The organism is Burkholderia sp. Bp8998, assembly GCF_003854235.1.
In the GTDB taxonomy this organism is placed as follows: domain Bacteria; phylum Pseudomonadota; class Gammaproteobacteria; order Burkholderiales; family Burkholderiaceae; genus Burkholderia.
The window spans coordinates 181,685-208,665 of the sequence record NZ_QTQF01000005.1; the positions used below are offsets into that span (position 1 = coordinate 181,685).

Annotated in this window: 21 protein-coding genes and 1 pseudogene; 8 read left to right on the top strand and 14 right to left on the bottom strand. The window is 63.7% G+C overall.

The window, feature by feature from the left end; genetic code table 11:
- Positions 1-11: 11 nt before the first annotated feature.
- Complete coding sequence (locus DIE06_RS08425; RefSeq protein WP_124661000.1) at positions 12-2,084, bottom strand: hydantoinase/oxoprolinase family protein; 2,073 nt, start codon at positions 2,082-2,084, stop codon at positions 12-14.
- A gap of 294 nt (positions 2,085-2,378) precedes the next feature.
- On the opposite strand from DIE06_RS08425, the gene DIE06_RS08430 reads away from it, so the two are divergent.
- From DIE06_RS08430 to DIE06_RS08440, 3 genes are all read left to right on the top strand, one after another.
- Positions 2,379-3,146, top strand: a complete 768-nt coding sequence (locus DIE06_RS08430; RefSeq protein WP_124661001.1) for an SDR family NAD(P)-dependent oxidoreductase — start codon at positions 2,379-2,381, stop codon at positions 3,144-3,146.
- Positions 3,147-3,259: 113 nt separating this feature from the next.
- Positions 3,260-4,027, top strand: a complete 768-nt coding sequence (locus tag DIE06_RS08435) for an SDR family oxidoreductase (protein ID WP_260433562.1) — start codon at positions 3,260-3,262, stop codon at positions 4,025-4,027.
- Position 4,028: 1 nt separating this feature from the next.
- Positions 4,029-4,922, top strand: a complete 894-nt coding sequence (locus DIE06_RS08440) for a 3-keto-5-aminohexanoate cleavage protein (protein ID WP_057928661.1) — start codon at positions 4,029-4,031, stop codon at positions 4,920-4,922.
- Between the two features lie 249 nt (positions 4,923-5,171).
- Here DIE06_RS08440 and DIE06_RS08445 read toward each other — a convergent pair whose 3' ends face one another.
- Positions 5,172-6,056, bottom strand: coding sequence for a LysR family transcriptional regulator (locus tag DIE06_RS08445; RefSeq protein ID WP_185733370.1), 885 nt, complete (start codon positions 6,054-6,056; stop codon positions 5,172-5,174).
- Between the two features lie 518 nt (positions 6,057-6,574).
- Here DIE06_RS08445 and DIE06_RS08450 point away from each other — a divergent pair.
- From DIE06_RS08450 to DIE06_RS38935, 3 genes are all read left to right on the top strand, one after another.
- Positions 6,575-7,309 carry a GntR family transcriptional regulator gene (locus DIE06_RS08450; protein WP_124661003.1) on the top strand — a complete coding sequence of 245 codons (735 nt, stop codon included), beginning with the start codon at positions 6,575-6,577 and terminating at the stop codon, positions 7,307-7,309.
- Positions 7,310-7,562: 253 nt separating this feature from the next.
- Entirely contained in the window at positions 7,563-7,850 is a 288-nt protein-coding gene (locus DIE06_RS08455) for a DUF4148 domain-containing protein (protein WP_124661004.1), read from the top strand.
- 158 nt (positions 7,851-8,008) lie between these two features.
- Positions 8,009-8,473, top strand: a complete 465-nt coding sequence (locus DIE06_RS38935; protein WP_260433563.1) for a hypothetical protein — start codon at positions 8,009-8,011, stop codon at positions 8,471-8,473.
- 82 nt (positions 8,474-8,555) lie between these two features.
- Here the strand turns inward: DIE06_RS38935 and DIE06_RS08465 are convergent, their stop codons facing one another.
- From DIE06_RS08465 to DIE06_RS08525, 12 genes and pseudogenes are all read right to left on the bottom strand, one after another.
- On the bottom strand, positions 8,556-9,677 hold the full coding sequence (locus DIE06_RS08465; protein WP_124661005.1) for a diguanylate cyclase: 1,122 nt from the start codon (positions 9,675-9,677) through the stop codon (positions 8,556-8,558).
- 45 nt (positions 9,678-9,722) lie between these two features.
- Positions 9,723-10,730 (bottom strand): chemotaxis response regulator protein-glutamate methylesterase, encoded by a 1,008-nt coding sequence (locus tag DIE06_RS08470; RefSeq protein ID WP_124661006.1) that lies wholly within the window; start codon positions 10,728-10,730, stop codon positions 9,723-9,725.
- Positions 10,727-13,105: a hybrid sensor histidine kinase/response regulator gene (locus DIE06_RS08475; RefSeq protein WP_124661007.1), complete on the bottom strand. Its 2,379-nt coding sequence runs from the start codon at positions 13,103-13,105 to the stop codon at positions 10,727-10,729. Before DIE06_RS08475 ends, DIE06_RS08470 begins: the two co-directional genes overlap by 4 nt.
- Positions 13,102-13,839, bottom strand: coding sequence for a chemotaxis protein CheW (locus tag DIE06_RS08480; protein WP_124661008.1), 738 nt, complete (start codon positions 13,837-13,839; stop codon positions 13,102-13,104). The genes DIE06_RS08475 and DIE06_RS08480 overlap by 4 nt, the downstream gene beginning before the upstream one ends.
- Positions 13,836-15,314 (bottom strand): protein-glutamate O-methyltransferase CheR, encoded by a 1,479-nt coding sequence (locus DIE06_RS08485; protein ID WP_124661009.1) that lies wholly within the window; start codon positions 15,312-15,314, stop codon positions 13,836-13,838. The genes DIE06_RS08480 and DIE06_RS08485 overlap by 4 nt, the downstream gene beginning before the upstream one ends.
- 8 nt (positions 15,315-15,322) lie before the next feature.
- Positions 15,323-15,799 carry a chemotaxis protein CheW gene (locus DIE06_RS08490; RefSeq protein ID WP_124661010.1) on the bottom strand — a complete coding sequence of 159 codons (477 nt, stop codon included), beginning with the start codon at positions 15,797-15,799 and terminating at the stop codon, positions 15,323-15,325.
- 28 nt (positions 15,800-15,827) lie between these two features.
- Positions 15,828-17,504 carry a methyl-accepting chemotaxis protein gene (locus DIE06_RS08495; RefSeq protein ID WP_124661011.1) on the bottom strand — a complete coding sequence of 559 codons (1,677 nt, stop codon included), beginning with the start codon at positions 17,502-17,504 and terminating at the stop codon, positions 15,828-15,830.
- A gap of 639 nt (positions 17,505-18,143) precedes the next feature.
- Positions 18,144-18,344 (bottom strand): hypothetical protein, encoded by a 201-nt coding sequence (locus DIE06_RS08500; RefSeq protein WP_124661012.1) that lies wholly within the window; start codon positions 18,342-18,344, stop codon positions 18,144-18,146.
- Between the two features lie 513 nt (positions 18,345-18,857).
- Positions 18,858-19,484 (bottom strand): annotated as a pseudogene (locus DIE06_RS38940) (ISNCY family transposase); the annotation flags it as partial.
- 417 nt (positions 19,485-19,901) lie between these two features.
- Positions 19,902-21,092 carry an amino acid aminotransferase gene (locus tag DIE06_RS08515; RefSeq protein ID WP_124661014.1) on the bottom strand — a complete coding sequence of 397 codons (1,191 nt, stop codon included), beginning with the start codon at positions 21,090-21,092 and terminating at the stop codon, positions 19,902-19,904.
- Positions 21,093-21,473: 381 nt separating this feature from the next.
- Positions 21,474-22,244, bottom strand: a complete 771-nt coding sequence (locus DIE06_RS08520; RefSeq protein ID WP_124661015.1) for a transporter substrate-binding domain-containing protein — start codon at positions 22,242-22,244, stop codon at positions 21,474-21,476.
- A 56-nt stretch (positions 22,245-22,300) separates the two neighbouring features.
- Positions 22,301-23,071: a sulfite exporter TauE/SafE family protein gene (locus DIE06_RS08525; RefSeq protein WP_124661016.1), complete on the bottom strand. Its 771-nt coding sequence runs from the start codon at positions 23,069-23,071 to the stop codon at positions 22,301-22,303.
- A 367-nt stretch (positions 23,072-23,438) separates the two neighbouring features.
- Here DIE06_RS08525 and DIE06_RS08530 point away from each other — a divergent pair, with 367 nt between their 5' ends.
- The gene (locus DIE06_RS08530) at positions 23,439-23,999 is read left to right on the top strand and encodes a recombinase family protein (protein WP_124661017.1); all 561 of its coding nucleotides are present in this window, start codon (positions 23,439-23,441) and stop codon (positions 23,997-23,999) included.
- 3 nt (positions 24,000-24,002) lie between these two features.
- On the top strand, positions 24,003-26,975 hold the full coding sequence (locus DIE06_RS08535) for a Tn3 family transposase (RefSeq protein ID WP_124661018.1): 2,973 nt from the start codon (positions 24,003-24,005) through the stop codon (positions 26,973-26,975).
- Positions 26,976-26,981: the final 6 nt, after the last annotated feature.

The window sequence follows — 26,981 nt, forward strand, 5'->3', positions numbered from 1 at the left end:
GTTCTCCTCGATTAATCGCGCCCGGGGATGATCGACAGGCTGCCGCTCTGGCGGCGCTCCGCAATCGATCCCGGATTGATGACCACCGTCGTAAACGACGATTCGACGATGGCGGGTCCTGATACAGGCTCGCCAGGCTGCATTGCCTCGAACCGGACCACGGCGCTGTCGAGGAAACCCTTGCCGGCGAAGTAGGCCTTGCGCCGAGGAATCGAGATAGCCTTCGCGCTCGAGTTGGCGAGCGTGGCACCTTCCTGCTTGCGAATCCGGCACGAGACGTTTGCGCTCCAGCCAACGACTTCGATCTGGGAACCGCTGTCGCGAATGGCGAAGACTTCTTCGTGAGCCTGGTGGAACCCTTCGATGAGCGCGTCGACATCTTCCGCGGTTTCGATCGTGAAGCCGCGCAGCGGCACTTCGAGTTCCCACACCTGCTCCGGATAACGTGCCTGGGCGAGCAAGGTGATCGTCTGTTCGAACGAGCCCTCGCCGGGACCCTCGATAAATTCGACGCACCTGGCGTGGAGACCCGCCAACACCTCGCGCACGCCGTCATAGTCGAATGCGCCGCTACGGGCAAAGTGCGTTGCGTAGAACTGCGATGTCAATTCGGACATCATCGCGCCGGCGGCGCTCATCGTTGCCCCCACCTGCGGGATGACGAGACGCGGAGAATCGAGGCGCCGGGCAATCAGCACGGAGTTCAAACCCGCGGCTCCGCCGCCGCCGATCAACACGGCGTCGCGCGGGTCGATACCCTGGTTGATGGTGATATCGAAGATCGCCTGCACCATGTTCTCGGTTGCGATCGTGATGATCGCGGCCGCCGCTTCTTCGATCGACAGGCCCAGCGGCGTCGCCACGAATTGCTCGATGGCGTCGCGCGATGCCTGGGCATCGAGCTTCATCGAGCCGCCCAGGAAAAAGTCAGGATCGATGTAGCCCAACGCGAGCGACGCGTCCGTCACGGTCGGCTGCGTGCCTCCGCGCCCATAGCACACGGGGCCAGGCACGGCACCCGCGCTTTTCGGTCCAACGTGCAGCATGCCGCCATCGTCGACCCAGGCAATCGAACCGCCGCCTGCGCCGACACTCTTGACGTCGACGGAGGGAAAGCCCGTCATGATGCCGCGGTAGGGCGCGCCAATCCAGGTCTCGCGTGAGGATGGAATTCGCCCGCGTCGCACGAGGCTCACGTCGTAGGTCGTGCCCCCGGTGTCCGCGATAATGGCCGTGTCGCTCTGCTCATCAGCCTGGGCGAAATAGCGGCCCGATACCGGCGCCATCGACGGCCCGGAGTTGATCAGGTGAATGGGCGCTTCGGCGACGTGGGCGGCGTCGATCACGCCGCCCTGCGACGTGACGACGACGACTCGCCCCGGAAAGCCGGCCTTGCCCAGACGGTCGACCAGCGTGTGCATATAGGCACGCATCATCGGCTTGAGCGACGCATCAATACAGGCAGACGACGCGCGACGGAACTCGCGGGGAATCGGATTGAGCTGATGTGACAGCGTGTATGGCACGCCCGGCAGGTGCTTCGCGAGCAAGTCGCCGACTCTCAGTTCATGCGCCGGGTTGACGACCGACCACAAGAGACAGACTGCCACGGCTTCGACGCCGGCATCCCGCATCTCGGCGCAGATTTTCTCGAGCGCCTTCTCGTCGAGCGGGTGCAGCGCGCTGCCATCGGCCCGCATCCGGCCCGGCACTTCCCACGTCAGTGCACGCGGCACGACCGGCTCGGGGTAAGGGACCGTGAAGTTGAACGGCTCGAGTCGTCCGCCCTCGCGCAACGTCAGGATGTCCCGGTGCCCGGCCGGCACGATCAACGCTGTACGCGCCGTGTTGCCGGTGATGATCGCGTTGATCGCATGGGTGGTGCCGTAGATGAACATCTCGCCACGGCGCAACATCGTCATGCGATCGAGCCCGAGCCCGTCGGCGGCCACCTGCAAGGCGTCGAGCACGCCGCTGATCGGGTCCGCCGGTGTCGTCGGCGACTTGAACATGTGAAGACTACCGTCGTCATCCTCGACGATAAGGTCGGTAAACGTACCACCGGTGTCGACTGCAAAACGCATGAGCCTCTCCTGATAGACAAATTGCGGATTCGTCGATCGTCTTGGGCGCCGATCGACCGTCATTGCGCCAAAGCATAATTTTTGTTTTTTGTGATCACAAGTGGAAATCGATGTCCTACGCGATTTGTTGGGGTAATCCCCCATAAAACACCGGTAAATGTGTGACGGCTCTGTGTTTGAGAAAAAATTATGTTGATCTGTGATCACAAAACGCATAGCCTTTCGGCAAGTGACCGCTGCGCCCGAATGCGTCCGGCGGTCGATGTCATCGCCTGAACCGGGAGGAGGCAAGTGATGAGTGTTGAAGGCAAGGTGGTGGTAGTGACGGGTGGATCCGGCGGAATCGGCGAAGCGGTGGTGCATCGTCTTTCGCGCGACGGCTATCGCGTGGCGGTCGTGTCGAGCTCGAATGTGACGAAGGCGGAGAAGGTTGCAGCCGCGATTCGTGCGGAAGGGGGAAATGCAAGCGGCTTTGCCTGCGACGTACGCGATGCCGGGGCGGTACAAAGCCTGGTGGACAGCGTCGTCGACACATTCGGCAGGATCGACGTGCTGGTCAACGCCGCAGGCGTGTTCAAGCCGACGCCGGCCGGCAGCGCCGCGCTGCAGGACGTCAACCAGATGATCGACATCAATCTGCGTGGCACGTGGAACACGATCAACGCCGTGGTACCTCGCCTGAAGGCGAATGGCGGCGGCCGGATCGTCAATATCGCATCGGTTGCGGGGCTTACGGGTTTTGGTACCTACGCGATCTACTGCGCGACCAAAGCCGGCATTGTGATGATGACCCGCGCGCTTGCCTGCGAACTCGGGCGCGAAAACATCAACGTGAACTGCGTCGCACCCGGCAATACCGCGACCAGCATGAACGATGACATTCGCAATGATCCCGGGATGCAAGGCCTGCGCGACTTCATGGCGGCCCGCACGCCGAGCACGCGGACCTTCTCCGAGCCAACGGACATCGCTGGCGCCATCGCTTTTCTTGCCTCCGATTCCGCGCGAGCGATGCACGGTAGCTGCCTGCTGATGGACGAAGGCATCTCCGCCGGTCTCTGAATATCGATGACGCGAGGGTCGCTGCCATGAGCCATGCGCGTGCAGCGGATCGCGACGTGAATGAACAACGGCGCCCGCCTGAGGAAACGTGGCGAGCGCCCTGGATCGAGAGGATGTCCATGCAGGAAACAGTGATCGTCACCGGCGGCGCGGACAGCGTTGGCCGCGTGATCGCGGAGCAGTTCGTCGCACGCGGTGACCGGGTGCATATCTGCGACGTGCGTGCCGACGCCGTCCTGGCCACACTTGCGGCAAATCCCGGCATGACCGGGACCGTGGCCGATGTCGGCGATCCGGCGCAGGTCGCGCAGGTCGTCGAAGATGCCCGGCGCGCCTTCGGCGACGCGTCGGTGCTGGTCAACAACGTGGGCGTCGCCGGGCCCCGCGCCGCGCTCGAGGACATCAGCGACGACGCCTGGCGCGAGACGTTCGATATCAACCTCGGCGGCATGTTCCAGTTCATGAAACATGTCGTGCCCGCGATGAAGCGCAACCGTCACGGCGCCATCGTCAATTTTTCCACCGGCTCGACCCGTACGCGCCTGCCGATGCGGACCGCTTATGTCGTGTCCAAGGCGGCGGTCGAATCGCTGACGCTGAATGCCGCCCGGGAGCTCGGGCCGTTCAACGTCCGCTGCAATGCAATCCTCCCGGGCATGATCGACAACGCGCGCATGCAGCGCATCGTCGCCCAGATCGCCTCGGAAAGCGGACGTACCGCCGATGAGGTCGAGGCCGACTACCTGAAATTCATCTCGCTGCGCTCCAAGGTGCAGCCTGACGATCTGGCCCAGATGGTCCTGTTCCTCGCTTCCCGTGCAGCGTCGAAGGTCACGGGCGAACTGATCGCCGTCAGCGGCAATGTTGAATGGGAAATCTGATATGTCCAGAAAAGTCATCTTGACCTGTGCGGTCACCGGCAATGCGCCTTTCAACCCGAAGCATCCCGCGATGCCGATCACCCCGGCGCAAATCGCCGATGCGTGTATCGAAGCAGCGAAGGCGGGCGCTTCGGTGGCGCACATCCACGTGCGCGATCCCGAAACGGGCGGCGGCAGTCGCGACCCGCGGCTCTTCAAGGAAGTCGTCGACCGCGTGCGTCAGTCGGGCACGGATATCGTATTGAACCTGACCTGCGGTCTCGGTGCCTTCTTCCTGCCGGACCCGGAAGACGAGGCACGCGCGCTGCCCGAAAGCGACGTCATCCCGGTTGCAGAGCGGGTGCGTCACCTCGAGGAGTGCTTGCCGGAAATCGCGTCGCTCGACATCACGACCGGCAACCAGGTCGAAGGCAAGCTGGAGTTCGTCTACCTGAATACGACCCGCACGTTGCGCGCCATGGCGAGGCGCTTTCAGGAACTTGGCATCAAGCCCGAGCTGGAGGTCTTCAGCGCCGGCGACATCCTGTTCGGCAAATCGCTGATCGCCGATGGTTTGATCGACGGCGTGCCACTGTTCCAGATGGTGCTGGGCGTCCTCTGGGGTGCACCGGCCACGACCGAAACGATGCTCTATCAGCGCAACCTGATGCCGGAGCACGCGCAGTGGGCGGCGTTCGGTATCGCGCGCGACGAAATGCCGATGGTTGCCCAGTCCGCATTGCTCGGCGGCAACGTGCGCGTCGGCCTTGAAGACAACCTGTACCTGAGCCGCGGCGTGTTCGCGACCAACGGCCAACTGGTCGAGCGAGCACGCACCATCATTGATCATCTCGGCATGTCGGTCGCTACGCCTGCCGAGGCGCGGGAAATCATGCAGCTGAGGCCGCCACGATAAGTCTTCGACTGTTGGCGGGCGCGGTACGCGAAGGCGTTGAAGCCTTCGCGCCGCAGCCGGGTCGACATCGCGCAGCCTCGGTCAACTTTTCCACTCGACACGATGACCTTCTCCCGCTGACTTTGGCTGCCGCGCGTTGCGAGCATCACGGCCCTGATTCTCATGTCGACCGAATTCGCGTCCGCACGCATGCGCCTGGCGGCATCGGTATTTTCCATGTCGGAAGCAGTGGCAACCGGGTAGACAGTCTCACGACGCTCGCTGCCGACCGTCCGGATTGAGCGTGGCGAGCCGAGCAAGGCTCATGTCGACGAAGTGCATCACTTTGGCCGGGACATATTTCCGGGTTGGATAGACCACCTGTATGCCAATCGGCTCGAGTTTCTCGTCTTCAAGCACCTTGAGCAGGCTGCCGTCGACGAGATCGCCGCTGATCAGGAACTCGGGCAGGATCGCGATTCCCAGTCCTTCACGCGCGAGCAATCTCAGCATGGCCGTGTTCGTCGTGACATGAAGATTCATGCATCCGGCCGATGAGAGTCTCCTGGCAAAGCGCTTCAGACACAGGATCCGCTGCTCACGCAATTCGGCAAAGTTCTTCGGGTGCGCACCTTGCAGGTAGGCCGGCGTACAGCAAGCAACAAACCGACTGCCGCTTGCCTCGCGAGTGATGACGTCATCGCTGTTCAACATGTTGTCGACAACGACTGCAACATCGATGCCTTCCTCGACGAGATCGATTGGTCGGTCTACGAGGGTGATATCGATCGACACATCGGGATACTGCTTGCAATAGGTCGCAACAAGTGGCGCAAGAAGGGCAAGCGCGAGCGCAGATGGCATCGCAACACGCAACGTGCCGGAAGGTGTGTTTCGTTCGAGGCCCGCTCGGGTATCAGCCTCGACAGTCGCCGCGAGTATCTCTCTACAGCGTTCGGCATACTCGGTGCCTGCCTCGGTTGGCGTGACTTTGCGGGTACTGCGTTGGAGAAGGCGCGCTCTCAGATGCGCCTCCAGTTGCGCCACCGCACGTGTCACCGTCGGCCTGGAGAGCTCCATAGTCCGGGCCGCGCTCGCAAAACTCCCGCTATCGACGACTTGCAGGAATACCCGCATGGTGAACAGTCGGTCCAATCGATTCCTCGTACAGTTTGCTGCGAATGAAATAACGCAATGTCTTGCCCGTGCGTGTTTCCGGGCAACTTTGACCTTGCATGGTGAAGCCACTGGATACACACGTGCGCCCCTGCGGCCGGCCGGCGCTGGCCTCGATGCAACCACTGCCGGAGGACTGGAATCCGGCGCCCGGACGTAGGGGGAAGCCATCAGAATGCAATATGTGCGATCTGTGATCACAGAGTATACTATGCGGGAAGTCACCTTCGCTGTGAGGATTGCCGATCGATGAGGACGTTGGTTGCCGGTCATCGGTTGCAAGTGCGTATGTCAACTCGCGAGAAATCGCGTTTTTTCTTGATTTTGCTCCGGTTCTGCCAATGTGATGGCCCGGTTGCTCGCTGGCCTGCCGTGGCGGGGCGAATGCCCGTCTTTACGCAAACTCGCGGCCACGATATGAATTGCGTGATCACAACACGTCGCGTCGATAGTCTGCACATCGACACACCGACCGTTTGCTCGAGGGAGAGAACTCATTGAAGACCAGACTCGCGGATACCGCGGACAATGCTGACGCTGCTGAGGCCGGCGCTCCGGCGGTGCCGCGCCTGACCGTGGTTGCGTTACGTGAGCGCGTCTACGCTGAACTTGGCAATACGCTGCGCTCAGGGCGCTTTGCGCCGGCGACAACATTGACGATCAGGGGACTCGCCGCTTCGTTGGGCATCAGCACAATGCCGGTTCGAGAAGCCGTCAGCCGACTTGTCACGGAGGGCGCGCTCGAGATGCTGCCCAATCGGTCGCTTCGGGTTCCGGTGGTATCGATCGCGGGACTCGACGAACTCATCGACGCACGGATCGCAATTGAATCTCACGCTGCATTCAGGGCAGCCGAGCGCATGACCCGTGCTCAGTTCTCTGCCATCAAGACTGCAAACGAAATCTACAGCCGCGCGGTCGACTCGGCCGATGTGCCTGCAGCGGTGATGGCGAACGAGAGAATGCATTTCGCAATTTATCGCGCAGCGCAATCGGACCTTGTGATTTCGATCATCGAAAGGTTATGGTTGCGAAGCGGACCATACATTGCAGCGGTCATGAATCGGATGCAGGCCTCACCGGAAGCCTTGCACGACCGCGGCGCGATGCATCACTTCAATGTACTCGCTGCGTTGGCAAAGGGCGATGCAGAAGCAGCGAGTGCGGCGTTGAAGGCGGATATCCTGGATGCTGCGTCCTGGTACAAGAAGCAGATTTTTGACGCCACGTGATCGGTGGAAATCGAATTAGGGCTGGCGCGCATGTGGCTCATCCCCATCAACTCTTGCATCAAGTCGGCGATGCAACATCACTTCATGTCGCCAGTTCGCAGCGGTGCAGGCTGGTATCACTGTTTCAGGTAATGAAACGTCCAGTTGCCGACTTGTGTGTTCTCCCTGGTATTGCCGCTTCGATAGACTGTATTCATAGGATTCGAACACAATCTTTCGCGAATGCGACGTCTACCTCTGGAGGCCACTGATCATGAACAGACTCATCAACGCCGTTGCTGTTACGGTTGCTATCATCGTGCCGGCCACGTCATTTGCGCAGACGAGCCAGCCGCTGACGCGCGCTCAAGTCCGTGCGCAGCTGGTGCAAGTGGAGAAAGCTGGCTATCTCCCCGGCACAACAGACGTTTACGCCTATCCGCAAAATATCGCTTCAGCAGAAGCTGCCGTCGCTGCTCAAGAGAGCAAATCGCAAACTGATGGTTACGGCCCGGACGGACGCGGTGCATCGCGAGCTGGAAAGGCTGCCCCGAACGACTGAGTAATTGGCCACGCGCCGCCCGATTCGAGGGTCGCTTGGATGAGCCGCTGCAGATTCGCAATCAGGCGAACGACAGTCTGGTGTTTCAGCCGCCGACCGTCACGCTGGCGGGGGCAATCGATCTGATCCCGTAGGAGGCGGTCGTTCGTGACAAAGCCGTGTTTGCCCGGGTCGTCAACCATGGCTGGCACCCCGAATATGTCGAGATTTCGTTGTCGCGCCTGCTCGATCCTGGCGTTCCCCTGAAAGACGAAAGGCTGGAGGAGGTCGGCGATAGCGCGCATCCGGCGCTGTATGCGTATCCATTCCGGTTCAGTCTCGCGCCGGGCCAGACCAAGACCATCACGCTGAAGCCTCTGCGCGCGGTCGCCTCGGAAGCGGTGTACCGACTGAACGTGAAGCCGGTCGTGAGGAAGCAGGGCGAGCGAACGACGGCGACCGCCGGCAGCGTCGTGATCTCTACAACGCTGCAGTTCGATCTCTCATGCTTCGGCCCGATCCGGCAGCACTTCGCGTTGCCCAGACATCAGATGAACGCGGTATGTCATCGCGCCATACTCAAAGAACGCCTCGCCACATGGCATGGTTGGACTGTCTCTCCCGCAGCCAACGAAGTGATCTGATAAGGATAAGACTCTTGAGGAAAGCACGTAGCCTGCGCTCGTCAACTTGACATAGCCGTAGCAAGACGCTGCCGCATACGGATCAGGCCGGTTGCCCGCCGCCGTCGCTCGCCATTGCCGGCCCCGCATCGATCGCGACGCGATTCTTGCCTTGGTGCTTCGCGCGATACAGCGCGCGGTCGGCGGCTTCGATCAGCGACGTCATCGGCGTGCCGGCCGCCGGCACGACGCTCGCGCCGCCGATGCTGATCGTCACGTAGCGGCCGGTCGACGAATGCACGTGCTCGAGCCGCAGTGCTTCGATCGCGAGGCGAATCTTCTCGGCGAGCAGGCGCACGCCACCCGGCGACGTGCCCGGCAGCACCACCGCGAATTCCTCGCCGCCGAAGCGTGCGGCGAGATCGCCCGGGCGGCCGAGGCAGCTTTCGACGGTCGAGGCGACCCGCTTGAGCACGTCGTCGCCCGACACGTGTCCGTACGTGTCGTTGTACAGCTTGAAGTTGTCGACGTCGATCATCAGCAGCGACAGCTCGCTGCGCTCTCGCGTGCCGCGCCGCCATTCGGCGTTCAGGTATTCGTCGAGATAGCGCCGGTTCGACAGCCCGGTGAGCCCGTCGGAATGCGTGAGGCGGCGCAGTTCGAGGTTCGCTTCGAGCAATTGCTGCTGCGATTGCCGCAGTGCGCGGTAGGCTTCGTCGCGCTGCAGCAGGTTGACGTACGAGCGCGAGTGGTAGCGGATCCGTGCGACGAGCTCGATGCGGTCCGGCAGCTTCACGAGGTAGTCGTTCGCGCCGGCCGCAAATGCGGCGCTCTTGATGACCGGTTCCTCCTTGTTCGACAGCACGATGATCGGCACGTCGCGGATCACGGGATTCGTGCGGTACGCCTTCACGAGGCTCAATCCGTCGGTGCCGGGCATCACGAGGTCCTGCAGGATCACGGTCGGCCGCGTTTCGACTGCGGCGGCGAGCGCGTCGTCCGAGCGCGGGCAGTAGTGGAAGTCGATGCCGTCCTCGTCGGCAAGCGCGCGCAGCACGGCCTGGGCGACGATCGTCTGGTCGTCGACCAGTAGCACCATCACCGGCACGTCGGTCGCCGGCGGCGCCTGCAGGGTCGCGCGCGCGGCTTCGAGCGCCGCGCCCGCGCCGTCCGCGGCGGACGTGCCGTTATCGTGGCCCGGGCGTCGCGTGGAGTCACTCGTCATGTCGACACCTGTTGTTGCCATTGCTGTCACGCAAGTCCATTTCATTCAGTTCCTGACGAGCGCCGCCAGTTCGCCCGCAATGCGCTCGAGCGGCAGGATCGCGCGCGCAGCGCCGAGCGTCGCGGCGGCTTTCGGCATTCCGTAGACGGCGCTCGTCGCCTGGTCCTGCGCGATCGTATGGTAGCCCTTCATCCGCATCGCCTTCAGCCCGATCGCGCCGTCGCGCCCCATCCCGGTGAGCAGCACGCCGATCACGTCGCCGGGCCAGTGCTCGGTCACGCTGCTGAAGAATACGTCGACCGACGGCCGGTACGGCGTCTCGGCCGGCTCGCGCGTGTATTCGAGCGTGCCGGCGCGCGTGATCCGCAGGTGGTCGTTGGTCGCGGCGAGCAGCACGAACGACGGCTGCGGCCGGTCGCCTTCGCGCGCGATGCGCACGTTGAGCGGCGTCTGGCCGTCGAGCCATTGCGCCATCCCGTCCGCGAACGCCTGGTCGACATGCTGCACGATAACGATCGGCGCGCGGAAATCGGCGGGCAGCGCGCCGAGGATCGACGCAAGCGCGGTCGGGCCGCCGGCCGACGCGCCGATCGCGACGAGCGGCCCGCCGTCGCCGCGCGCCGTCGCGCCGGCGGGGCGGGCGGCGCCCGTCGGCTTGTCGAGCAGCCGGCCGATCTGGTCGATCTTCGCGAGCAACAGCTGCGCGGTGTCGCCGTTCGCGCCTGCGCCGAGCCGCGGCGTATCGACTGCGTCGAGCGCGCCGGCGCCCATCGCCTCGTACACGCGCCATGCATTCGCGCCGATACTGCTCGTCACGATCAGGATCGCGCACGATTTGCCCGAAGACATGATCCGCCGCGTCGCTTCGACGCCGTCGAGCTTCGGCATGATCAGGTCCATCAGCACGACGTCGGGCGGTTGCGCGGCGCAGAACTCGACGGCCTGCACGCCGTCGGTCGCGACCCACAGCACGCGGTGCTCGGGCCGCCGCGCCACCGCGCGGTGCAACGCCTCGACGGCGAGCGGAAGGTCGTTGACGATGCCGATGTTCACGGACGGGCTTCTCCTATCAGGTCTCGTACGGCGTCGAGCAGGGTTTCGTCGTGGAAGCTACTCTTCGCCAGATAGTAGTCGGCGCCCGCGTCGAGTCCGCGACGGCGGTCCTCCTCGCGGTCCTTGTACGACACGATCATCACCGGCAGCGATTTCAGCGCGGCATCGCGCTTGATCAGCGTGACGAGCTCGATGCCGTCCATGCGCGGCATGTCGATGTCGGTCACGACGAGATCGAAATCGGCGCCGCGCAGCGCGTTCCAGCCGTCCATCCCGTCGACCGCGACGGTGACGGCGTAGCCGCGCTTTTCGAGCAGCTTGCGCTCCAGTTCGCGCACCGTCAGCGAATCGTCGACCACCAGCACGTGCCGGCGCCGTGCGACGGCCGTCTGCTGCGCGCGCTGCACCTTGGCGAGCTGGCCGCCGCGCACGAGCTTGTCGACCGAGCGCAGCAAGTCCTCGACGTCGATGATCAGCACCGGTTCGCCATTCTCCATCAGCGCGGCCGCGGCGATGTCCTTGACCTTGCCGAGCCGGCGGTCGAGCGGCTGGATCACCAGCATGCACTCGCCGCGGAACCGGTCGACGGCGATCCCGTACGACTCCCATTCGTCGCCGATCACGACAGTCGCGACGCTGTCGCGCGCCTGTTCCGGCGGCGGTGCGCCGAGCAGCTGGTGCGCGGTGACGAGCCCGACCGGGCGACCGTCGAAGCGGAAATGCTGCTGGCCTTCGAGCGTGTCGATGTCGGCGCGCGGGAGTTCGAGCGTGCGGCGCACGTGCGCAAGCGGGATCGCGTACGCTTCGCCGCCGACCTCGACGAGCAGGCTGCGCACGATCGACAGCGTGAGCGGCAGTTGCAGCACGAAGCGCGCGCCGCGGCCCGGCTCGGTGAAGATCCGCACGGTGCCGCGCACGGCCTTGACCATGTCGTGCACCGCGTCGAGGCCGACGCCGCGGCCCGATACATCGGTGACGCGGTCGCGCATCGAGAAGCCGGGGAGCAGCAGGAAGTCGAGCAGCTCGTGGTCGGACAGCCGCGCGGCCGTGTCCGCGTCGGCGAGCTGGCGCCGCACGACGGCTGCGCGCAGCGCGTCGAGATCGATGCCGGCGCCGTCGTCGCTGACGGAGATCAGCAACTGACCCGCGCTGTGGCGCGCTTCGAGCGTCACGCTCGCTTCGGCCGGCTTGCCGCGCGCGATGCGCTCGTCGGCCGTCTCGACGCCGTGGTCGAGCGCGTTGCGCAGCAGGTGGCCGAGCGGCGCGTCGAGCATGTCGAGGATGTCGCGATCGACCTGCGTCGTTTCGCCGACGATCGCGAACCGCACGCGCTTGCCGAGCGAACGTGCGAGATCGCGGACGATGCGCGGATACGCGTGCGTCGCGTCGCCAAACGGCCGCATCCGGCAGCGCAACGCTTCGTCGTAAAGCTGCTGCGCGAGATGCGTGCTGCGGCGGTCGAAACGGTCGAGCTCGTCCAGGCGCGCGCCGAGCTGCAGCTGCAGGTTGCCGAGCCCCTGGCGCACATCGTTCAGCGACGCGAGCGCGGGCGGGTCGAGCCGCTCCGCGAGCGTTTCGACGAGCATGTCGAGCGCGCGCGCGACGTCGCGCTGCATCCGCTTGATGCGCAGGATCGAGCCCGTGAACGGCTTCAGCCAGTGCGATTCGACGAGCGATTCACTGGACAGGCTCAACAGCTGGTCGAGCTGCTCGGCGCGTACGCGCAGCATCCGCTGCGGATCGTGCCGGGGGGGCGGTTGGGTGTGCAAAGGCGGGGCGTCGGGCGCGACGGCATGCAAGCCCGGCGACGGATCGGCGGGCGGGTGGCGCGGGGGGCCGTCGCCGGTGCGCGGCGATATTGAGACAAAGGCGGCAGCGTCGGGCGCGGAGCCGATGTGCGGCGCTGCGGCGCCTGGTTCCGGCGCGGGCGGTATGGGCAGTGTAAGCGGTGTGAGCGACACCGCGCGTTCGGCGCTCTCGTCCGACGCGTCGGTCGGACCCAGTGCGGCCAGCGCCTCGATGTCCGCGCGCGAAACCGCCGCCGCCGGATCGGCGTTGCCGACGCGCAGCAGCAGGTCCACGCCATGCAGCAGTGCGTCGATGTGCGCGGTCGTCAGCGTCAGCTCGCCACGCTGCGCGGCGACGAAGCATTCCTCCATCGCGTGCGCGACGTCGACGCCGTCCTGCAGGTCGATGATGCGCGCGGCGCCTTTCAGCGAATGCGCGGCGCGCATGCACGCTTCCAGCGCGGGCGCGTCGCCGGGCGCATGTTCGAGCGTCAGCAGGCCGCTCGCGAGCGCCTGCGTCTGCGTGTGTGCTTCGTCGCGGAACAGGTCGAGCAGCGACAGGCGCATCAGGTCGTCGTCGGTGCTCATCGCAGGCTCCGCGCAAGCGAGTCGAACACGCGCTCGGTGTCCAGCACGCCGATCGTCGTATCGCGCCACGCGAGCAGGCCGCGCGTGTGCATCGCGGTCGCGTGGGTGAGCGTCGTCGGCACCGGCAGCAGCGCGTGCACCGCAAATCGCAGCACGCCCTCGACCTCGTCGACGGGCAGCGCGACCGCGTCGCCGCGATGCTCGACGACCAGCATCCGCGCATACGCGTTGCGCGACTCGTGCGGTCCGGCTGCGTTGCGTTCCAGATTCAGCAGTACGCCGAGGGATGCTGCGATCGTCAGCGTGCCGCGCACGTTGACGAGCCCGAGCACGGCGCCGTCGCGCCGGTGCGGCAGCGAATGGATCGGGCGCGGCCCGTCGATCTGCCGCAGCGCGGCGGCGGACAGGCCGAGCCATTCGTCGCCGACGCGGAACGCGAGCGCGGACTGCAGCGCTTGCGCATCGTCGGCAGATGCGGCGGATGCAGTGAGTCGTGCGTCCGCAGGGGCTGGCTGCGACGCGCTGCGTGCGGCGCGCGCCGTTTCGGCGAGATCCGCGTCGGTGAGCGGCCGGTCGAGCAGCTTCCCGGCTGCTTGTTCGAACACCGGGCAGTTCAGGCAGCGGGTGTGCTCGACAAGCCGCGGGCACGAGCCGTCACCTCGCGTGCCGATGCGATTCCAGCAATCGTCGACGGCCCTCGCCGGAGCGCGGTCGTCACGAGCGGCGTGGGTCATAGGTTCCTCCCGGGTTCGCTGGTCCGGTCCGCCGTCGGCACGGCTGACGCGCCGCGTCGCGCGCTTGCCCGCTGCGCACGCAGCATCAGTTGCCGCGCACCTGCCGCGTCACCTGCCGCGTCGCGCAGCGCGGCGAGATGGGTCAGCGCCTCGTAGTGAGCCGGGTCGAGATACAGCGTCTTGCGATAAAAATCCTGCGCGTCCGCATCGAGGCCGCGCGCATCGGCGATCAGGCCGAGCAGGTAGAACGCGTCCGCGTCGGGGCCGTGCGCGAGCGCGAACGCGTGCGCGGCGCGCTCGGCGTCGTCGAGGCGGCCCGTGTCGGCGAGCCGGCGGGCGTCGGCGAGCGTGGGCGCCGGGGCGGCGGGTGCGCTCGGCGTGGAATCCGTGGCATCGGGCGCCGCGTGCGCGATGCGTGTCGCCGGCTGCCGCTGCGGCACGGCCGGCGGGCGGTACAGGGTTGCCGTTGCGAAATGGTTTGCCGTGGAGGGCGCCGCGACCGGGTGCCGGAGCGGCAACGTTCGCGGCGCCACCGGTTTCGCAGATGCCGCAGATACGGTGGACAGCCGCTCGCCACCGTTCACGCCCGCAGCCGGAGCATCAACCGGCGGCGCGCGATGGAACGCGAACGCGAGCGGAATGCGCGCGGGCACCAGCGCATGCCGCATCATCAGCACCGTCTCGGCCGGGCCGACGAAGATCGTGCCGCCGTCCGCGAGTTGCCGGTCGAGCAGCCGGATCGACTGGTCCTGAGCGTGTCGGTCGAAATAGATCAGCACGTTGCGGCAGAAGATGAAGTCGTAGCGCGTGTCCGCGTCGAGCGGCAGGTCGAACAGGTTTGCCTGCACGAAGCGTACCGGTTCGCGCACCCGCGGGTCGAGTTGCCAGCCGCCGGCCGTTTCACTGAAATGGCGGTCGCGGAATTCGAGCGGGTGGCCACGAAACGCGTTGCGTCCGTAGACGCCGACCCGCGCCCGCTCGATCGCGCGGGCGCTGATGTCGATCGCGTCGATCGCGAAGCGCGACGGGCCGATGCCGGCGTCGAGCAGTGCCATCGAGATCGAATACGGCTCCTCGCCGGTCGAGCACGGCACGCTCAGCACACGTAGCGTGCGCGCCGGCTCGCGCACGAGCCGCGCGTCGGCGATCCGCGCAAGCGCGACGAATGCCTCGCGGTCGCGGAAGAACCACGTTTCCGGCACGACCAGCGTTTCGATCAGCGCCTGCCGTTCGTCCGCGGACGTATTCAGCCGCTGCCAGTACGCATCGATCACGGCGCCAGCGGCGGCCTCGGCGACGTCGCCCGGCATGCCGCCGGCGGGCAGCGGTGTGTCGGGCGCGTCCGGTGCATTGGGCTGCGTGACGCGTGCGCGTTCGGCAACCGCGCGCGCGAGCGCACGATTGCCAAGCGTCGCCGCGTCCATCCCGGTTTCACGCGCGAGCCACGCTTCGAATCGAGGGTCGTTGGCGTTCATCACGGTCATCATCCGGCAAGCGCCTGCGCGGGCGGAAACAGCAATGCGCGCGCGTCGTCATCGAGCATCTGCTCTACGTCGATCCGCTGCACGAATCCCGTCGCGTCGGCGGCGACCGGCCCGAGCCAGCGCGCGTGCGGCATCGCGATCCCGCTGTCGGCGAATTGCGCGGGCGCGAACTCGCGCACCTGCGTCGCGTGCTCGACGATCAGCCCGAGCCATCGATCGGCGCCGTCCGCCTCGTGTTGCTGCGCATAGCGCACGACGACGAGCCGCGTCGATCGCAGCGCGTGCGCCGCGCGCCCGAGCGCGAACCGCGGCACGTCAATCACCGGCACCAGCGTGCCCCGGTGATCGATCACGCCGGTGAGCCATGGCGGCGTACCCGGCATCGACTTCACGGGCGCGAGCGCCAGCACCTCGACGATCCGCGTCGCATCGAGCGCATAGCGTTCGCCGTCGAGTTCAAAAAGAAGGAAGAGCATCGTGTCGTCTGCCCGAAGGCCGCGTGCGTCAGCCGTCGATCTTGAAGAGCGACACGCCGGTGCGCAGGTGGTTCGCGACGAGCGTGAGGTCGTCGATCGCCTGCGACGACTGGCGCAACGATTCGGCCGTCTGCTGCGCGGCTTCCGACAACTGCGACAGCGCCTGAGTGATCTGCTCGGCACCGTTCGCCTGCGTCTGCATCCCTTCGTTGACCATCTGGAAGCGCGGCGCGAGCGTCTGCACCTCGGCGATGATCTGCGACAGCTGCCCGCCGACCTGCTGCACGTCGAGCATGCCGCGGCGCACTTCCTCGGAGAACTTGTCCATCCCCATCACCCCCGCCGACACGGCCGACTGGATCTCCTTCACCGTCTGCTCGATGTCGTAGGTCGCCACGGCCGTCTGGTCGGCGAGGCGGCGGATCTCGGTCGCGACGACCGCGAAGCCGCGGCCGTACTCGCCCGCCTTTTCGGCCTCGATCGCCGCGTTCAGCGACAGCAGGTTCGTTTGGTCGGCTACCTTGGTGATCGTCGCGACGACCTGGTTGATGTTCAGCGCCTTCTCGTTGAGAATCGCGAGCTTCGCGTTCACCGAGCCGGCCGCGTCCATCACGCTGCGCATGGTCTCGCCCATCCGCGTGAGGCCGCTCTGGCTCACACCCGCGAGCGTCGCCGACTGCTCGGCCACGCCGGCCACCTCGTTCATCGTGCGCAGCAGGTCGCGCGACGTCGCGAAAATTTCGCGCGACGTCGCGCCGATCTCGGTCGTCGTCGCCGCGGTTTCGTTCGCGGTCGCCTGCTGCTCGCGCGATGTCGCCGCGATTTCGGCAACCGACGTCGTCACCTGTAGCGACGACTGCTGCGCCTGCGACACGAGGCTCGCGAGCTGTTCGGCCATTCGGTTGAAGCCGTCCTGCAGCGTGCCGAATTCGTCGCTGCGGCGCAGGTCGAGCCGCTGCGCGAGGTTGCCGGTGCGCATTGCGTCGTGCACCTCGACGAGCCGCGCCATCGGCCCCGTGATCGCGCGGAACAGCGCATAGCCGGTCGCGAGCGCGACCAGCAGCACGATGCTCAGCGCGGTCGCGAGCGTCGCTTCCGCCGTGTTGACCAACATGCGGATCTGCCGTGCCGAATCGTCGGCCGCGCTGCGGTTTTCGTCGACCAGCGTGTCCGCGGCACGGACTACGTTCTCCCACGCCGTCGTCACGTGCGCGAAGTTGGCCTGCGCAGCCGCGCGGTCGCTCGCCGCCGCATGCGCCGCGTCGTTCAACAGCGGCAGGTACTGGTCGTATGCGGCCCGGAGCGCGGCGAAGCGCGCCTTGTCGTCGTCGCGAAACAGCGTCGCCTCGTATTGCGTCGACGCCTGGTCGAAACGCCGCAGCGCTTCCGGAATCCGGTCGAGATCGCGCTTCGTGCCGTCCGCATCGCTGTCGATGAAGATCGCGCGTTCGACCACCGTATAGCTTTGATTGATCGCGGTGCGCAGCGACGTCGACAGGTACAGGCCCGGCACCGAATCCCGCTGGAGGCTGTCGGCAGCAGCGTCGATCGCCGTCAATCGGGTGTATGAAATCACGGCCATGACCAGCATCAGCACGAAGATCGCACCGAAGCTGAGCACGATGCGCGTGCCGAGCGTGAAGCGTCCGCCGCGCAGCATGGCGGGCAAAGGGGGTGTGCCGGCGCGGGGCGTCACAGTGGCCATGTCTATCTCCCGTAGGGCGTGGGTCGTCTGGATCCGGCGGCGCGAAGTGCAGAGAAAACGATTCAGTCGCGGGTCGGCGCGATCGATCGAATCGTTCCGGATGGGCGTCGGATTGCCGACGCCCCGCATGCTGTCATGCGGCGCGTCTGATCGCAATCGAATTTTTTACGCATTGAGCGATGCTTTTTCATCCCATTAAAGATAGGTCAATACGCAGACGTTTGCGGAAGTTTGAAAGGACGCAGGGGTAGGTTGTTGCCGGTGTTTCGGCTGGCCGGCCGACGACCGGGCGCCGGCGGCCTGCAATGCGGAACAATGACGCATGATCGAATCGCCTGAAATCTAATTGAAATCTTTTCGGTGCGGGGATGCGAGCACGACTATCGATTTTCTTGCCGCCCAACTCTTGAAAGCCACGCAAAGACTCTGTCAAGTTGGTGAAGAGGCGGCGGGAGAATGAAGCGATGAAGAAGACGAAATGGCTCTGTCAAGTTGACGAGCGCACGCTAGAGGGCCGGCCGGGATTCACTAATATGTGAAGCTTCGCATATTCACGATTATGCTCAGTGCCGGATTATGCACAGCGGCGGCCGGAACGTATTGAGTGACGGACGTCTTGGACCGCCGCGGTGAATATAATCACAGGCTCTCGAGGAATGCCATCACCCCGTCGGTCGCGCGAAACCGCGGAGCAGTCTGCCCCGCCGGCTGTAGCCGATTCAGCGTCTTCTCCTTCAGTGCGAGATCGGCTTCCATGTAGATGTGTGTCGTGTCGAGATGCTCATGGCCGAGCCAAAGCGCGATCACGTTCATATCGACACCCGACTGCAATAGATGCATGGCCGTCGTGTGGCGCTAATATACTCAACGATATAATCGGCTGTCATACCCGGATTCAGATGTCCACCGTCCAGCTATTTAAAAATGTCCGGTTTTTAGGTTGGTTTTGCTGCTTCTGCTTTCTCGTCTTGACCGTTACGCAGTGTCGAAGGTCGGCGCCTGAACGGGCAGGGCGTTCGCGTCCGTTTCCCCAGCTTTTGCAGACCGACGGCGAGGTTTGTCTGCTGGCTTTGCGGTTTGCCGACGTTGAGCCAGATCCACGATCACATGCTCGACGTCGGCCTGCGTGATCTTGCGTTGCTTCTTTTTGGCCGGTTCGGCCTCGTTTCGATTGGTCCGGGTCGCGTCGCCTCGATGCGTTCGAGACGGCGCTTTACCGATTCGACTGCTATCGCGTTGTGCCTGGATCGCCTGCGCGACCTGGAGCACGTGACTCAGGCGCTTGTGTTCGACAACGGCGGCTTGATCGATCTCGGCCAGCCGGTCGTACTGCCTGCAGCCCGGCTTCACGTTACGAAACACGCTGTACTTGTCGCTGTAGAACGCCCCCGGCTTGCCATGGCGTTCGATGTATGCCCGTGTCGCCTCGAAGTAGCTGAACGTCGATTCCGTCTGCGTGAAATGCAGCATCATCAGCCGGCTCGTCGCGTCGTCCACGTACACCAGCAGCGAGCAGGCCGGCGCCCGTTCCTCGAACCACCGATGGTCGCTGCCATCGATCTGGATCAGTTCACCCAGGCACGCCCGCCGTGCTCGTGGCTGATAGACCTTCGGCGGTCGTTGCCGGCGTGGCACCCACAAACCAGCTTCCGTCATCAGCCGCCGTACCGTTTCCTTGGCGAGCTGGATGCCGTGGCATTCCCGAAGCTTCTCGCACGCTAGTGTCGGCCCGAAATCGGCGTAGCGATCCCGAATCAGGCTCAAGGCACGATGCGCCAAATCCTCGGGCAACTGATGGTTGCTCGCATGACCACGGCGCTGCGAAAGCAGCCCGGCCGGGCCAGCAACCCGATACCGGGCGACCAGCCGTTCAATCTGCCGTCGACTGATCCCGAGCCGCTCCGCGGCTCGCCAAGGCATCAGACGCTGCTCGATCACGGCTTCCACGACCTTCAGACGATCCAGCTCCCGCATGCTCATGGTGATCAGTCCAGGTTGGCCCACGATGCGCTCCGGCAGTTCGAACTGCCGCCAGCATGCGCCGAAACCCTCGAACTACGACATTTCAACTTTGCTCAGATGGGGGTGCGCTCAAGAAAAGGATTTTTTCGTACGCTAAGGGGTCACGGTCGATCTCCTGCCACGCAGCGGCCGCAATTGCTCCGTGGCTGCGCCTTTGTTGGCAACCACATACAAACGCCCGTCAGATTCGCGTGGCTCTAGATCCGCGGCGCGACGTGCGAGATCAAGCTGTCGTCAATCACGCACTGCTTCCGTAAGTCGGCAATCGTCCGGACCGGATATTCGGTCCGGATAAACGGCGGGCAGTTATCTTCCGTAGCCGTCGGCTTCGACATCCGGGTGATTTCGCCCCCCATCTGGAAATCAGCGCGCTGGCTACCGCACGACCTTGGCGAACGCATCCGCAACATAGTCCAGATTCGATTCGTTGAGGCCTGCGACGCAAATGCGGCCTGTCGACACTGCGTAGACGCCAAAGTCCGTCCGCAGCGCCGCGACTTCCTCTGTGGTCAAACCGGTATATGCAAACATGCCGCGCTGTTTGACGATGTGGTCGAAGTTACGTCCCGGGACGGTGGCTGCCAGCGCTGAATGCAGTTTCTGGCGCATCGCCACGATACGCGTGCGCATTGTCGCCAGCTCATCAGTCCATTGCTGCCGCAGCACGCTATCCGAGAGCACTGTCGAGATCAGGCGCATCCCCTGCGTCGGTGGCGAGGAGTAGTTGCGGCGAATCGTGAGCTTTAGCTGCCCGAGCACATTGGCTGTGTGCGCCGAATCGGAGCAGTGAACAGTCAGCGCGCCACATCGTTCACCGTAGAGCGAAAAAATTTTCGAGAACGAGCTGCTGACGAGGAAGTCCAGACGTCGGCGCGCAAGGTCTCGCACAACAAAAACATCGTCCTCAAGACCAGCTCCCAATCCTTGATAGGCAATGTCGACGAACGGAATCAGGTTGCGCTCTTCGATCAGGTTGAGGATCAGCAGCCATTGTTCGCGAGTCGGGTCGACGCCGGTCGGGTTGTGACAGCACGGATGCAGAAGGACGATGTCCCGCGGCTTCATGTTCCGCAGATCGGCCATCATTCCCTGAAAATCGAGTCCCTTGGACAACGCACTGTAGTAGCGGTAGCGGCCAACTGTGAAACCCGCCCCCTCAAAAATGCCGATATGATTATCCCAGGTCGGATCCGTCACATAGACGGTACTTGTGGGGAAATGATGTTTCAGGAAATTGGCACCCACCGCCAATGCGCCGCTTCCTCCGACCGATTGCACAATGGCGAGGGAATCGCAAGGCGAAGGTAACTGCTCGCCGAACAGCAATTCACTCACGTGGGCGCGGTACACCTGATCGCCTTCTATTGGAAGGTACGAGGTCGAGGCGTTCGTTTCGAAAACGCGCGTTGCGGCCGCGCGCACCGACGGCAGTACAGGAATGCAGCCTGTCTCGTCGTAGTAGATGCCGACGCCGAGATTCACTCTCTGTGCCCGTGGATCAAGTGCGTACGTTTCCACGAGGCCAAGGATCGGATCGCCGGGAAAGGGTAGGACATGTGAAAACATATGTAATCCTCAGTACAAGTGTGAATATTGAGGCCGCGCGCGGCCGATACGAGGGGCGGCCAGGATTTTCGATTCCTCACCGATATTCCCCTAAACAGCGGTCTCTCAAGAAATCTAGCGTCGGGTGAATAGAGGGCGCTCTACGGCACGGATCAAGAAGATGCGAGCCGAGTCGAATGAGGTGGTCGAGTCGATACTTTGAGCGGCACGTCGGCATCGACCGGACGATCTTTGCCCGCAGATCGGCAAATTCCGTGACATCCGATTCGGACGCGATGGTCCACCAACCGCGTCGAACCTGAAACAAACTGACGTACACAATTGACGACGAAAGTATCCTCTGTCATGCGGCGCTGACGGTGCCGGCCCGCGAAGAGCTAGTCACTTGCCGAGCCATTTCGCATGCGACTTTGCATACTCGTCGTTGGCCGAACTCAAATGCAGCCATTGGTCGACAAAACTCTTGAAGATCTCGTCACCGTTCGGCAACAAATAAGCCATTTCTCCATATTGCAGCGGCTTGTCGGGATTGACCGCGCACAGTTCCGGGTGGACCCTGCTCTGCACGATCGCTTCGGCCCCCTCGGTGACGAACACGTCGGCGGTGCCCTTGATGACTTCATCGAAGATCGTAAGGTTATCGGAATGGATCATCAACTGCGCATGGCTTAACCTCGCCCTTGCAAAGCGCTCATTGCTGCCGCCCGGGTTGACCACCACGCGGACGTTCGGCTGGTCGATTGCTTCGATAGTCTGATACTTCGCGACGTTCTCACAGCGTGTAATGGGCGTCTTGCCATTCACCATGTAGGGAGTGCTGAACCACGCCTGCTTCTGGCGTTCGAGCGAAACGGAGATGCCGCCGGCGGCAATGTCGCACTTGCCCGCAACGAAGTCGGGCAGAAGGTTCGCCCATGTCGTCTTAGCGAATTGGGGCTTCGCGCCGAGTTCGCTTGCAAGAGAGTTCATCAGATCGATGTCCAGTCCTTCGAATTCGCCCGGCGAACGCTGAAAACTGAAAGGCCTATAGTCGCCGGTTGTGCACACGCGCAGGACGCCGCTCTGTATGACACGCGTTAGCGTGGAAGCGGGAGCCTGTGCGTACGCAGCGATCTGCGCGAATGACAATGCTAATGCGACGATGAATTTCATGCCAGATCTCCGTGGCTGATTGGAGTGGATTGGGTTGGTTACCAAAGGGGATGTCACTACCAGAATTTCCAGAAAAAATATACGGTCATGAGCAGGCTGAAAGAGAGGATAAGAACACGCAGAAGTCCGGCGTCGATACGCTGAGCGACGCGCGCGCCCCACAGGCCGCCAGCCAACGAGCCGACCATCATCAAGCCCCCCGAGGTCCATGCAACTTGTCCGCCGATCGCGAGCGCGGTGATCGAGGCCCCTGCCGCCATCGCGCCGAGCAAATTCTTGAAGCCGTTCAACAGCTGGGTTTCGCGCATCCCACACAGACTCAGGGCAGCCATCACGACGATTCCACTGCCGGCATTGAAATAGCCGACCATTACGCTCGCGCCAACCAGGATCAATGTTCGCCTAAGCGCGGTGCGGCGGTGGCTCGCGTCAGGGACATCGTTGTTGCTTCGGGCGGAGCCAGGCATGCAAGGTGCAAATAGGAACAGTGATGTTGCCAACAGCATTAACACGGGGATAGCCCGTGCGAAGGCGGCAGCTGGTGTCAGGATGAGCAGAGCGCCGCCGGTCATGCCGCCGGCGAGACTGGTGGCGGCGTAGCGCGTGAGCGTACGAGGATCGGTTAGCAGGCGGCGCCGATAACCGTATGCTGCCGTCATCAAACCCGGCCATGCGGCGACGGCGCTCGTGGCGTTCGCGATAGTGGGAGGCACGTTAAAGAAGAGTAGCGTGGGCAGCGTAACGAAACTGCCGCCGCCCGCGACGGCGTTCACGACGCCACCACAGAAGCCAGCCAGAAGAAGAACTGCGAATTCGTAAGGATGCATGTCGCGCCTCGTTCAAAGGCCATCAGTTTCAGGGCGACAGGCAGGTGAAATTTAATCTTTTTTGTTCGACAATGGCATTTTAAAGGTAAGGTTTTCTAGACTCTTGTTAAGACGAGTGATTTTGTCTTTCTGACGGGGTGGTTTATGTACCGGCAACGTCCGCGACCATCGGCGAATAGCCAACTGTGCGTCTTCACCGGGCCAAATGCCGCTTTGCAACCCAGCTTGTCGTCCAGTTGAGGCATACCCCATCCTGACGTCAGGTAAGCTCTGTCAGAACCGTCAGGATAGAGCCGTCTTCTCATTTGTTTGACGCCTTGCCGCTAACGTCATAGATTTCAAGCTGACATTTCACTAGGCGTCCGTCATGAATGGTCAACGGGTCGGCTATGTGCGGGTCAGCACGTTCGAGCAGAACGCCGAGCGTCAGCTCGACGGCGTCGCGCTGGATCGCGTCTTTACCGACAAGGCGTCGGGCAAGGACACGAAACGCCCGCAGCTCGATGCGCTGCTCGGCTTTGTGCGTGCTGGCGACACGGTGGTCGTGCACAGCATGGACCGGCTCGCGCGGAACCTGGATGATCTGCGTCACATCGTCCAGTCGCTGACCGATCGCGGCGTGCGGATCGAATTTGCAAAAGAATCCTTGACGTTTACGGGCGAAGACTCGCCGATGGCCAACCTGATGTTGTCCGTGATGGGGGCATTCGCGGAGTTCGAGCGCGCACTGATTCGCGAGCGCCAGCGCGAGGGCATTGCGCTCGCGCGACAGCGAGGCGCGTATCGCGGCCGCAAACCCGCGCTGTCCGACGCGCAGGTCGCGGATCTGCGGCGTCGCGTGGAGGCCGGAGAACGCAAGGCACAGATCGCGCGCGATTACGGCATCAGCCGCGAAACGCTGTACCAGTATCTTCGCTCGGCAAGGTGAACCATGCCCCGCCGCGAACTGCTCACGCCTGCGCAGCGTTTTCAATTGTTCGCATTTCCGGACGACGAAGGCGAGCTGATCCGCCTTGCCACATTGTCGGCGGAGGACTTCGCGTTCGTGCGTCAGCACCGGGGCGGTCACAACCGCCTCGGCATTGCGGTGCTGATGATCTATCTGCGCTACCCAGGCCGCGTATTAGGACCGGCCGAGAAGCCACATGCGCCGATCATCGGCATCGTGGCTGCCCAACTAGGCGTCACACCGGCGGTGTGGGACCTGTACGCGGCGCGCGACGAAACCCGCCGCGAACATTTGCAAGAACTGCTGGCCAGACTCGGCCTCACGCAATTCGGGCGGCAGCACTATCGTGCACTGGTCGAGCTGCTGTTGCCGGTGGCGATGCAGACCACGCAAGGCATCGTGCTTGCCCAGGCCGCTGTCGATGAACTCAGGCGCCGGCACGTGCTGCTGCCACCGGTTGCTGCGCTCGAAAAACTATGCGCCGCCGTCGCCACGCGCGCGCAGCGCGAAGTGTATCGGTTGCTCACCGAGCCGCTGACGACTGGGCAGCGCGCGGCGCTCGATCAGCTTCTGTTGCCGCTCAGCGGCCGGCCCATCAGCAAGCTGGCCTGGCTGCGGCAATCACCAGGCGAGCCAAGCGCAAAGGCCGTGCTGGCCCATATCGAGCGCTTGCAGGCGATCCGCGCGCTCGACCTGCCGCTGGACATCGGCCGCAACGTCCATCAGAACCGGCTACTGCGTCTGGCACGGGAAGGCGGACAGACGGCCGTCTATCAGATCGAGGAATATGAAACGGACCGGCGTCATGCCACGCTCGTTGCGATCCTGCTTGACACGACCGCGACGCTGACTGATGAGATTCTGAACCTCCACGACCGGCTGATCGGCTCGTTCTTCACCAAGGCGAAGCACAAGTACGAAAAGCGTTTTGCGGCGGAGGGCAAGGCGGTCAATGACAAGGTGCGTCTCTACGCGAAGGTTGGCGCGGCATTGATCGCCGCAAAGGAAGCCGGCGCCGATCCATTCCAGGCCATCGAAGCCACCGTGCCTTGGGAAACCTTCACGGCCAGCGTACGTGAAGCGGAGCAGCTTGCGCGTGACGCGGAATTCGATTCGACGGCTTTGCTCGTTGACCATTACACGCAGTTGCGGCGTTATTCCCCGACGTTCCTGGACACCTTCGATTTCCGCGCCGCACCGGCCCGCCAGGATTTGATGGACGCGATCGCTCAGCTGCGCGAGTTGAACCGTACCGAAGCGCGCAAGGTACCCACCGACGCACCGAGGGGCTTCGTCAAGCCGCGCTGGGAACGGTTCGTCTTCAGGGAAGGCGGCATCGACCGCAAGTTCTATGAACTGGCCGCGATGAGTGAGCTGAAGAACGCGCTGCGCTCGGGTGATGTGTCGGTCATCGGCAGCCGCCAGTTCAGGGACTTCGATGAATACCTGATGCCGCGCGCAACGTATGACGAGCAGCATCGGGAGAGCCGGTTGGGACTCGCCGTGGAAACGTCGGCGGCAAGCTATCTCGACGCGCGCATCGAGCGCCTGCGCGAAGCGCTGGAGGAGACAGCCCGGCTCGCGGCAGCGGGCGAGTTGCCGGACGTTGAACTGAACGACAAGGGACTCAAGATCACGCCACTGGATGACGCGACGCCGGCAGAGGCCGACGAGCTCACGCAGCAGGCCTATGACCTGATGCCGCGCGTGAAGATCACGGATCTGCTGCTCGAGGTCGACCAGTGGACCGACTTCACGCGGCACTTCACACATCTGAAAAGCGATGCGGAGCCGCCTGACCGGACTCTGTTGCTGACCGCGATCCTCGCTGACGCCTTTAACCTGGGCCTTGAAAAAATGGCCGACGCCTGTCCGGGGACCAGCGCCGCCAAGCTGTCGTGGCTGGTTGCCTGGTACATCCGCGACGAGACGTATCAGAAGGGACTGGCCGAACTGGTCAACTATCAGCATCGCCTGCCCTTTGCTGCATACTGGGGCGAGGGTACCACCTCGTCATCGGACGGCCAGCGCTTCCGCGCCGGCGGTCATGGTCAGGCCGGCGGGTATCGGAATGCGAAGTACGGCAACGAACCGGGTGTGCTGTTCTATACGCACATCTCCGATCAGTACGCGCCGTTTCACACCAAGGTCATCAATTCGCCGGTGCGGGACGCCACCCATGTGCTCGACGGTTTGCTGTATCACGAATCCGAGCTGCGTATTGAGGAGCACTATACCGACACTGCCGGCTTCACTGACCACGTGTTCGCGCTGTGCCACTTCCTCGGCTTCGAGTTCGCGCCGCGCATTGCCGATCTGGCCGACAAGAATCTGTACGTTCCAGGCAAACCGGGCGACTGGCCGGCGTTGTCGGCGCTGATAGGCGGTTCGATCTGCCGCAAACTGATCGAACGGGAGTTCGACGACGTGGTGCGCCTGGCCGCATCAATCCAGCAAGGCACGGTGACCGCCTCGCTGATCCTGCGCAAGCTGAGCGCGTATCCGCGGCAGAACGGTCTTGCGGTCGGCCTGCGCGAGCTCGGCCGCATCGAACGTACGCTGTTCACGCTGAAGTGGTTGCAGGACCCGGGCTTGCGGCGCCGCGTATCCGCCGGACTGAACAAAGGGGAGGCTCGTAATTCACTCGCGCGGGCGGTGTTCTTCTATCGGCTGGGCGAGATTCGTGACCGTTCGTATGAAAACCAGCGCTACCGGGCAAGCGGCCTGAACCTCGTGGTGGCAGCGATTACGCTCTGGAACACGATGTACCTGGAGCGGTCGATTGCCGCCCTACGGCAGCAGCGCGAAATCGACGACAGCCTGATCTCGCACGTCGCGCCGCTCGGCTGGAATCACATTAACCTCACCGGCGACTACGTGTGGCACGCCAACAAACGCGTCGCCAAGGGGCGATTCCGGCCGCTGCGCGTCAAAAAATCGACTGGGCGGTCTTAGCGTACG

Excerpts from the sequence above, each read along its gene's own strand:
- DIE06_RS08425 (WP_124661000.1), bottom strand. The coding sequence starts at position 2,084 with ATGCGTTTTGCAGTCGACACCGGTGGTACGTTTACCGACCTTATCGTC.
- DIE06_RS08430 (WP_124661001.1), top strand. The coding sequence starts at position 2,379 with ATGAGTGTTGAAGGCAAGGTGGTGGTAGTGACGGGTGGATCCGGCGGA.
- DIE06_RS08435 (WP_260433562.1), top strand. The coding sequence starts at position 3,260 with ATGTCCATGCAGGAAACAGTGATCGTCACCGGCGGCGCGGACAGCGTT.
- DIE06_RS08440 (WP_057928661.1), top strand. The coding sequence starts at position 4,029 with ATGTCCAGAAAAGTCATCTTGACCTGTGCGGTCACCGGCAATGCGCCT.
- DIE06_RS08455 (WP_124661004.1), top strand. The coding sequence starts at position 7,563 with ATGAACAGACTCATCAACGCCGTTGCTGTTACGGTTGCTATCATCGTG.
- DIE06_RS08465 (WP_124661005.1), bottom strand. The coding sequence starts at position 9,677 with ATGACGAGTGACTCCACGCGACGCCCGGGCCACGATAACGGCACGTCC.
- DIE06_RS08475 (WP_124661007.1), bottom strand. The coding sequence starts at position 13,105 with ATGAGCACCGACGACGACCTGATGCGCCTGTCGCTGCTCGACCTGTTC.
- DIE06_RS08480 (WP_124661008.1), bottom strand. The coding sequence starts at position 13,839 with ATGACCCACGCCGCTCGTGACGACCGCGCTCCGGCGAGGGCCGTCGAC.
- DIE06_RS08485 (WP_124661009.1), bottom strand. The coding sequence starts at position 15,314 with ATGAACGCCAACGACCCTCGATTCGAAGCGTGGCTCGCGCGTGAAACC.
- DIE06_RS08490 (WP_124661010.1), bottom strand. The coding sequence starts at position 15,799 with ATGCTCTTCCTTCTTTTTGAACTCGACGGCGAACGCTATGCGCTCGAT.
- DIE06_RS08495 (WP_124661011.1), bottom strand. The coding sequence starts at position 17,504 with ATGGCCACTGTGACGCCCCGCGCCGGCACACCCCCTTTGCCCGCCATG.
- DIE06_RS08500 (WP_124661012.1), bottom strand. The coding sequence starts at position 18,344 with ATGCATCTATTGCAGTCGGGTGTCGATATGAACGTGATCGCGCTTTGG.
- DIE06_RS08515 (WP_124661014.1), bottom strand. The coding sequence starts at position 21,092 with ATGTTTTCACATGTCCTACCCTTTCCCGGCGATCCGATCCTTGGCCTC.
- DIE06_RS08520 (WP_124661015.1), bottom strand. The coding sequence starts at position 22,244 with ATGAAATTCATCGTCGCATTAGCATTGTCATTCGCGCAGATCGCTGCG.
- DIE06_RS08525 (WP_124661016.1), bottom strand. The coding sequence starts at position 23,071 with ATGCATCCTTACGAATTCGCAGTTCTTCTTCTGGCTGGCTTCTGTGGT.
- DIE06_RS08530 (WP_124661017.1), top strand. The coding sequence starts at position 23,439 with ATGAATGGTCAACGGGTCGGCTATGTGCGGGTCAGCACGTTCGAGCAG.
- DIE06_RS08535 (WP_124661018.1), top strand. The coding sequence starts at position 24,003 with ATGCCCCGCCGCGAACTGCTCACGCCTGCGCAGCGTTTTCAATTGTTC.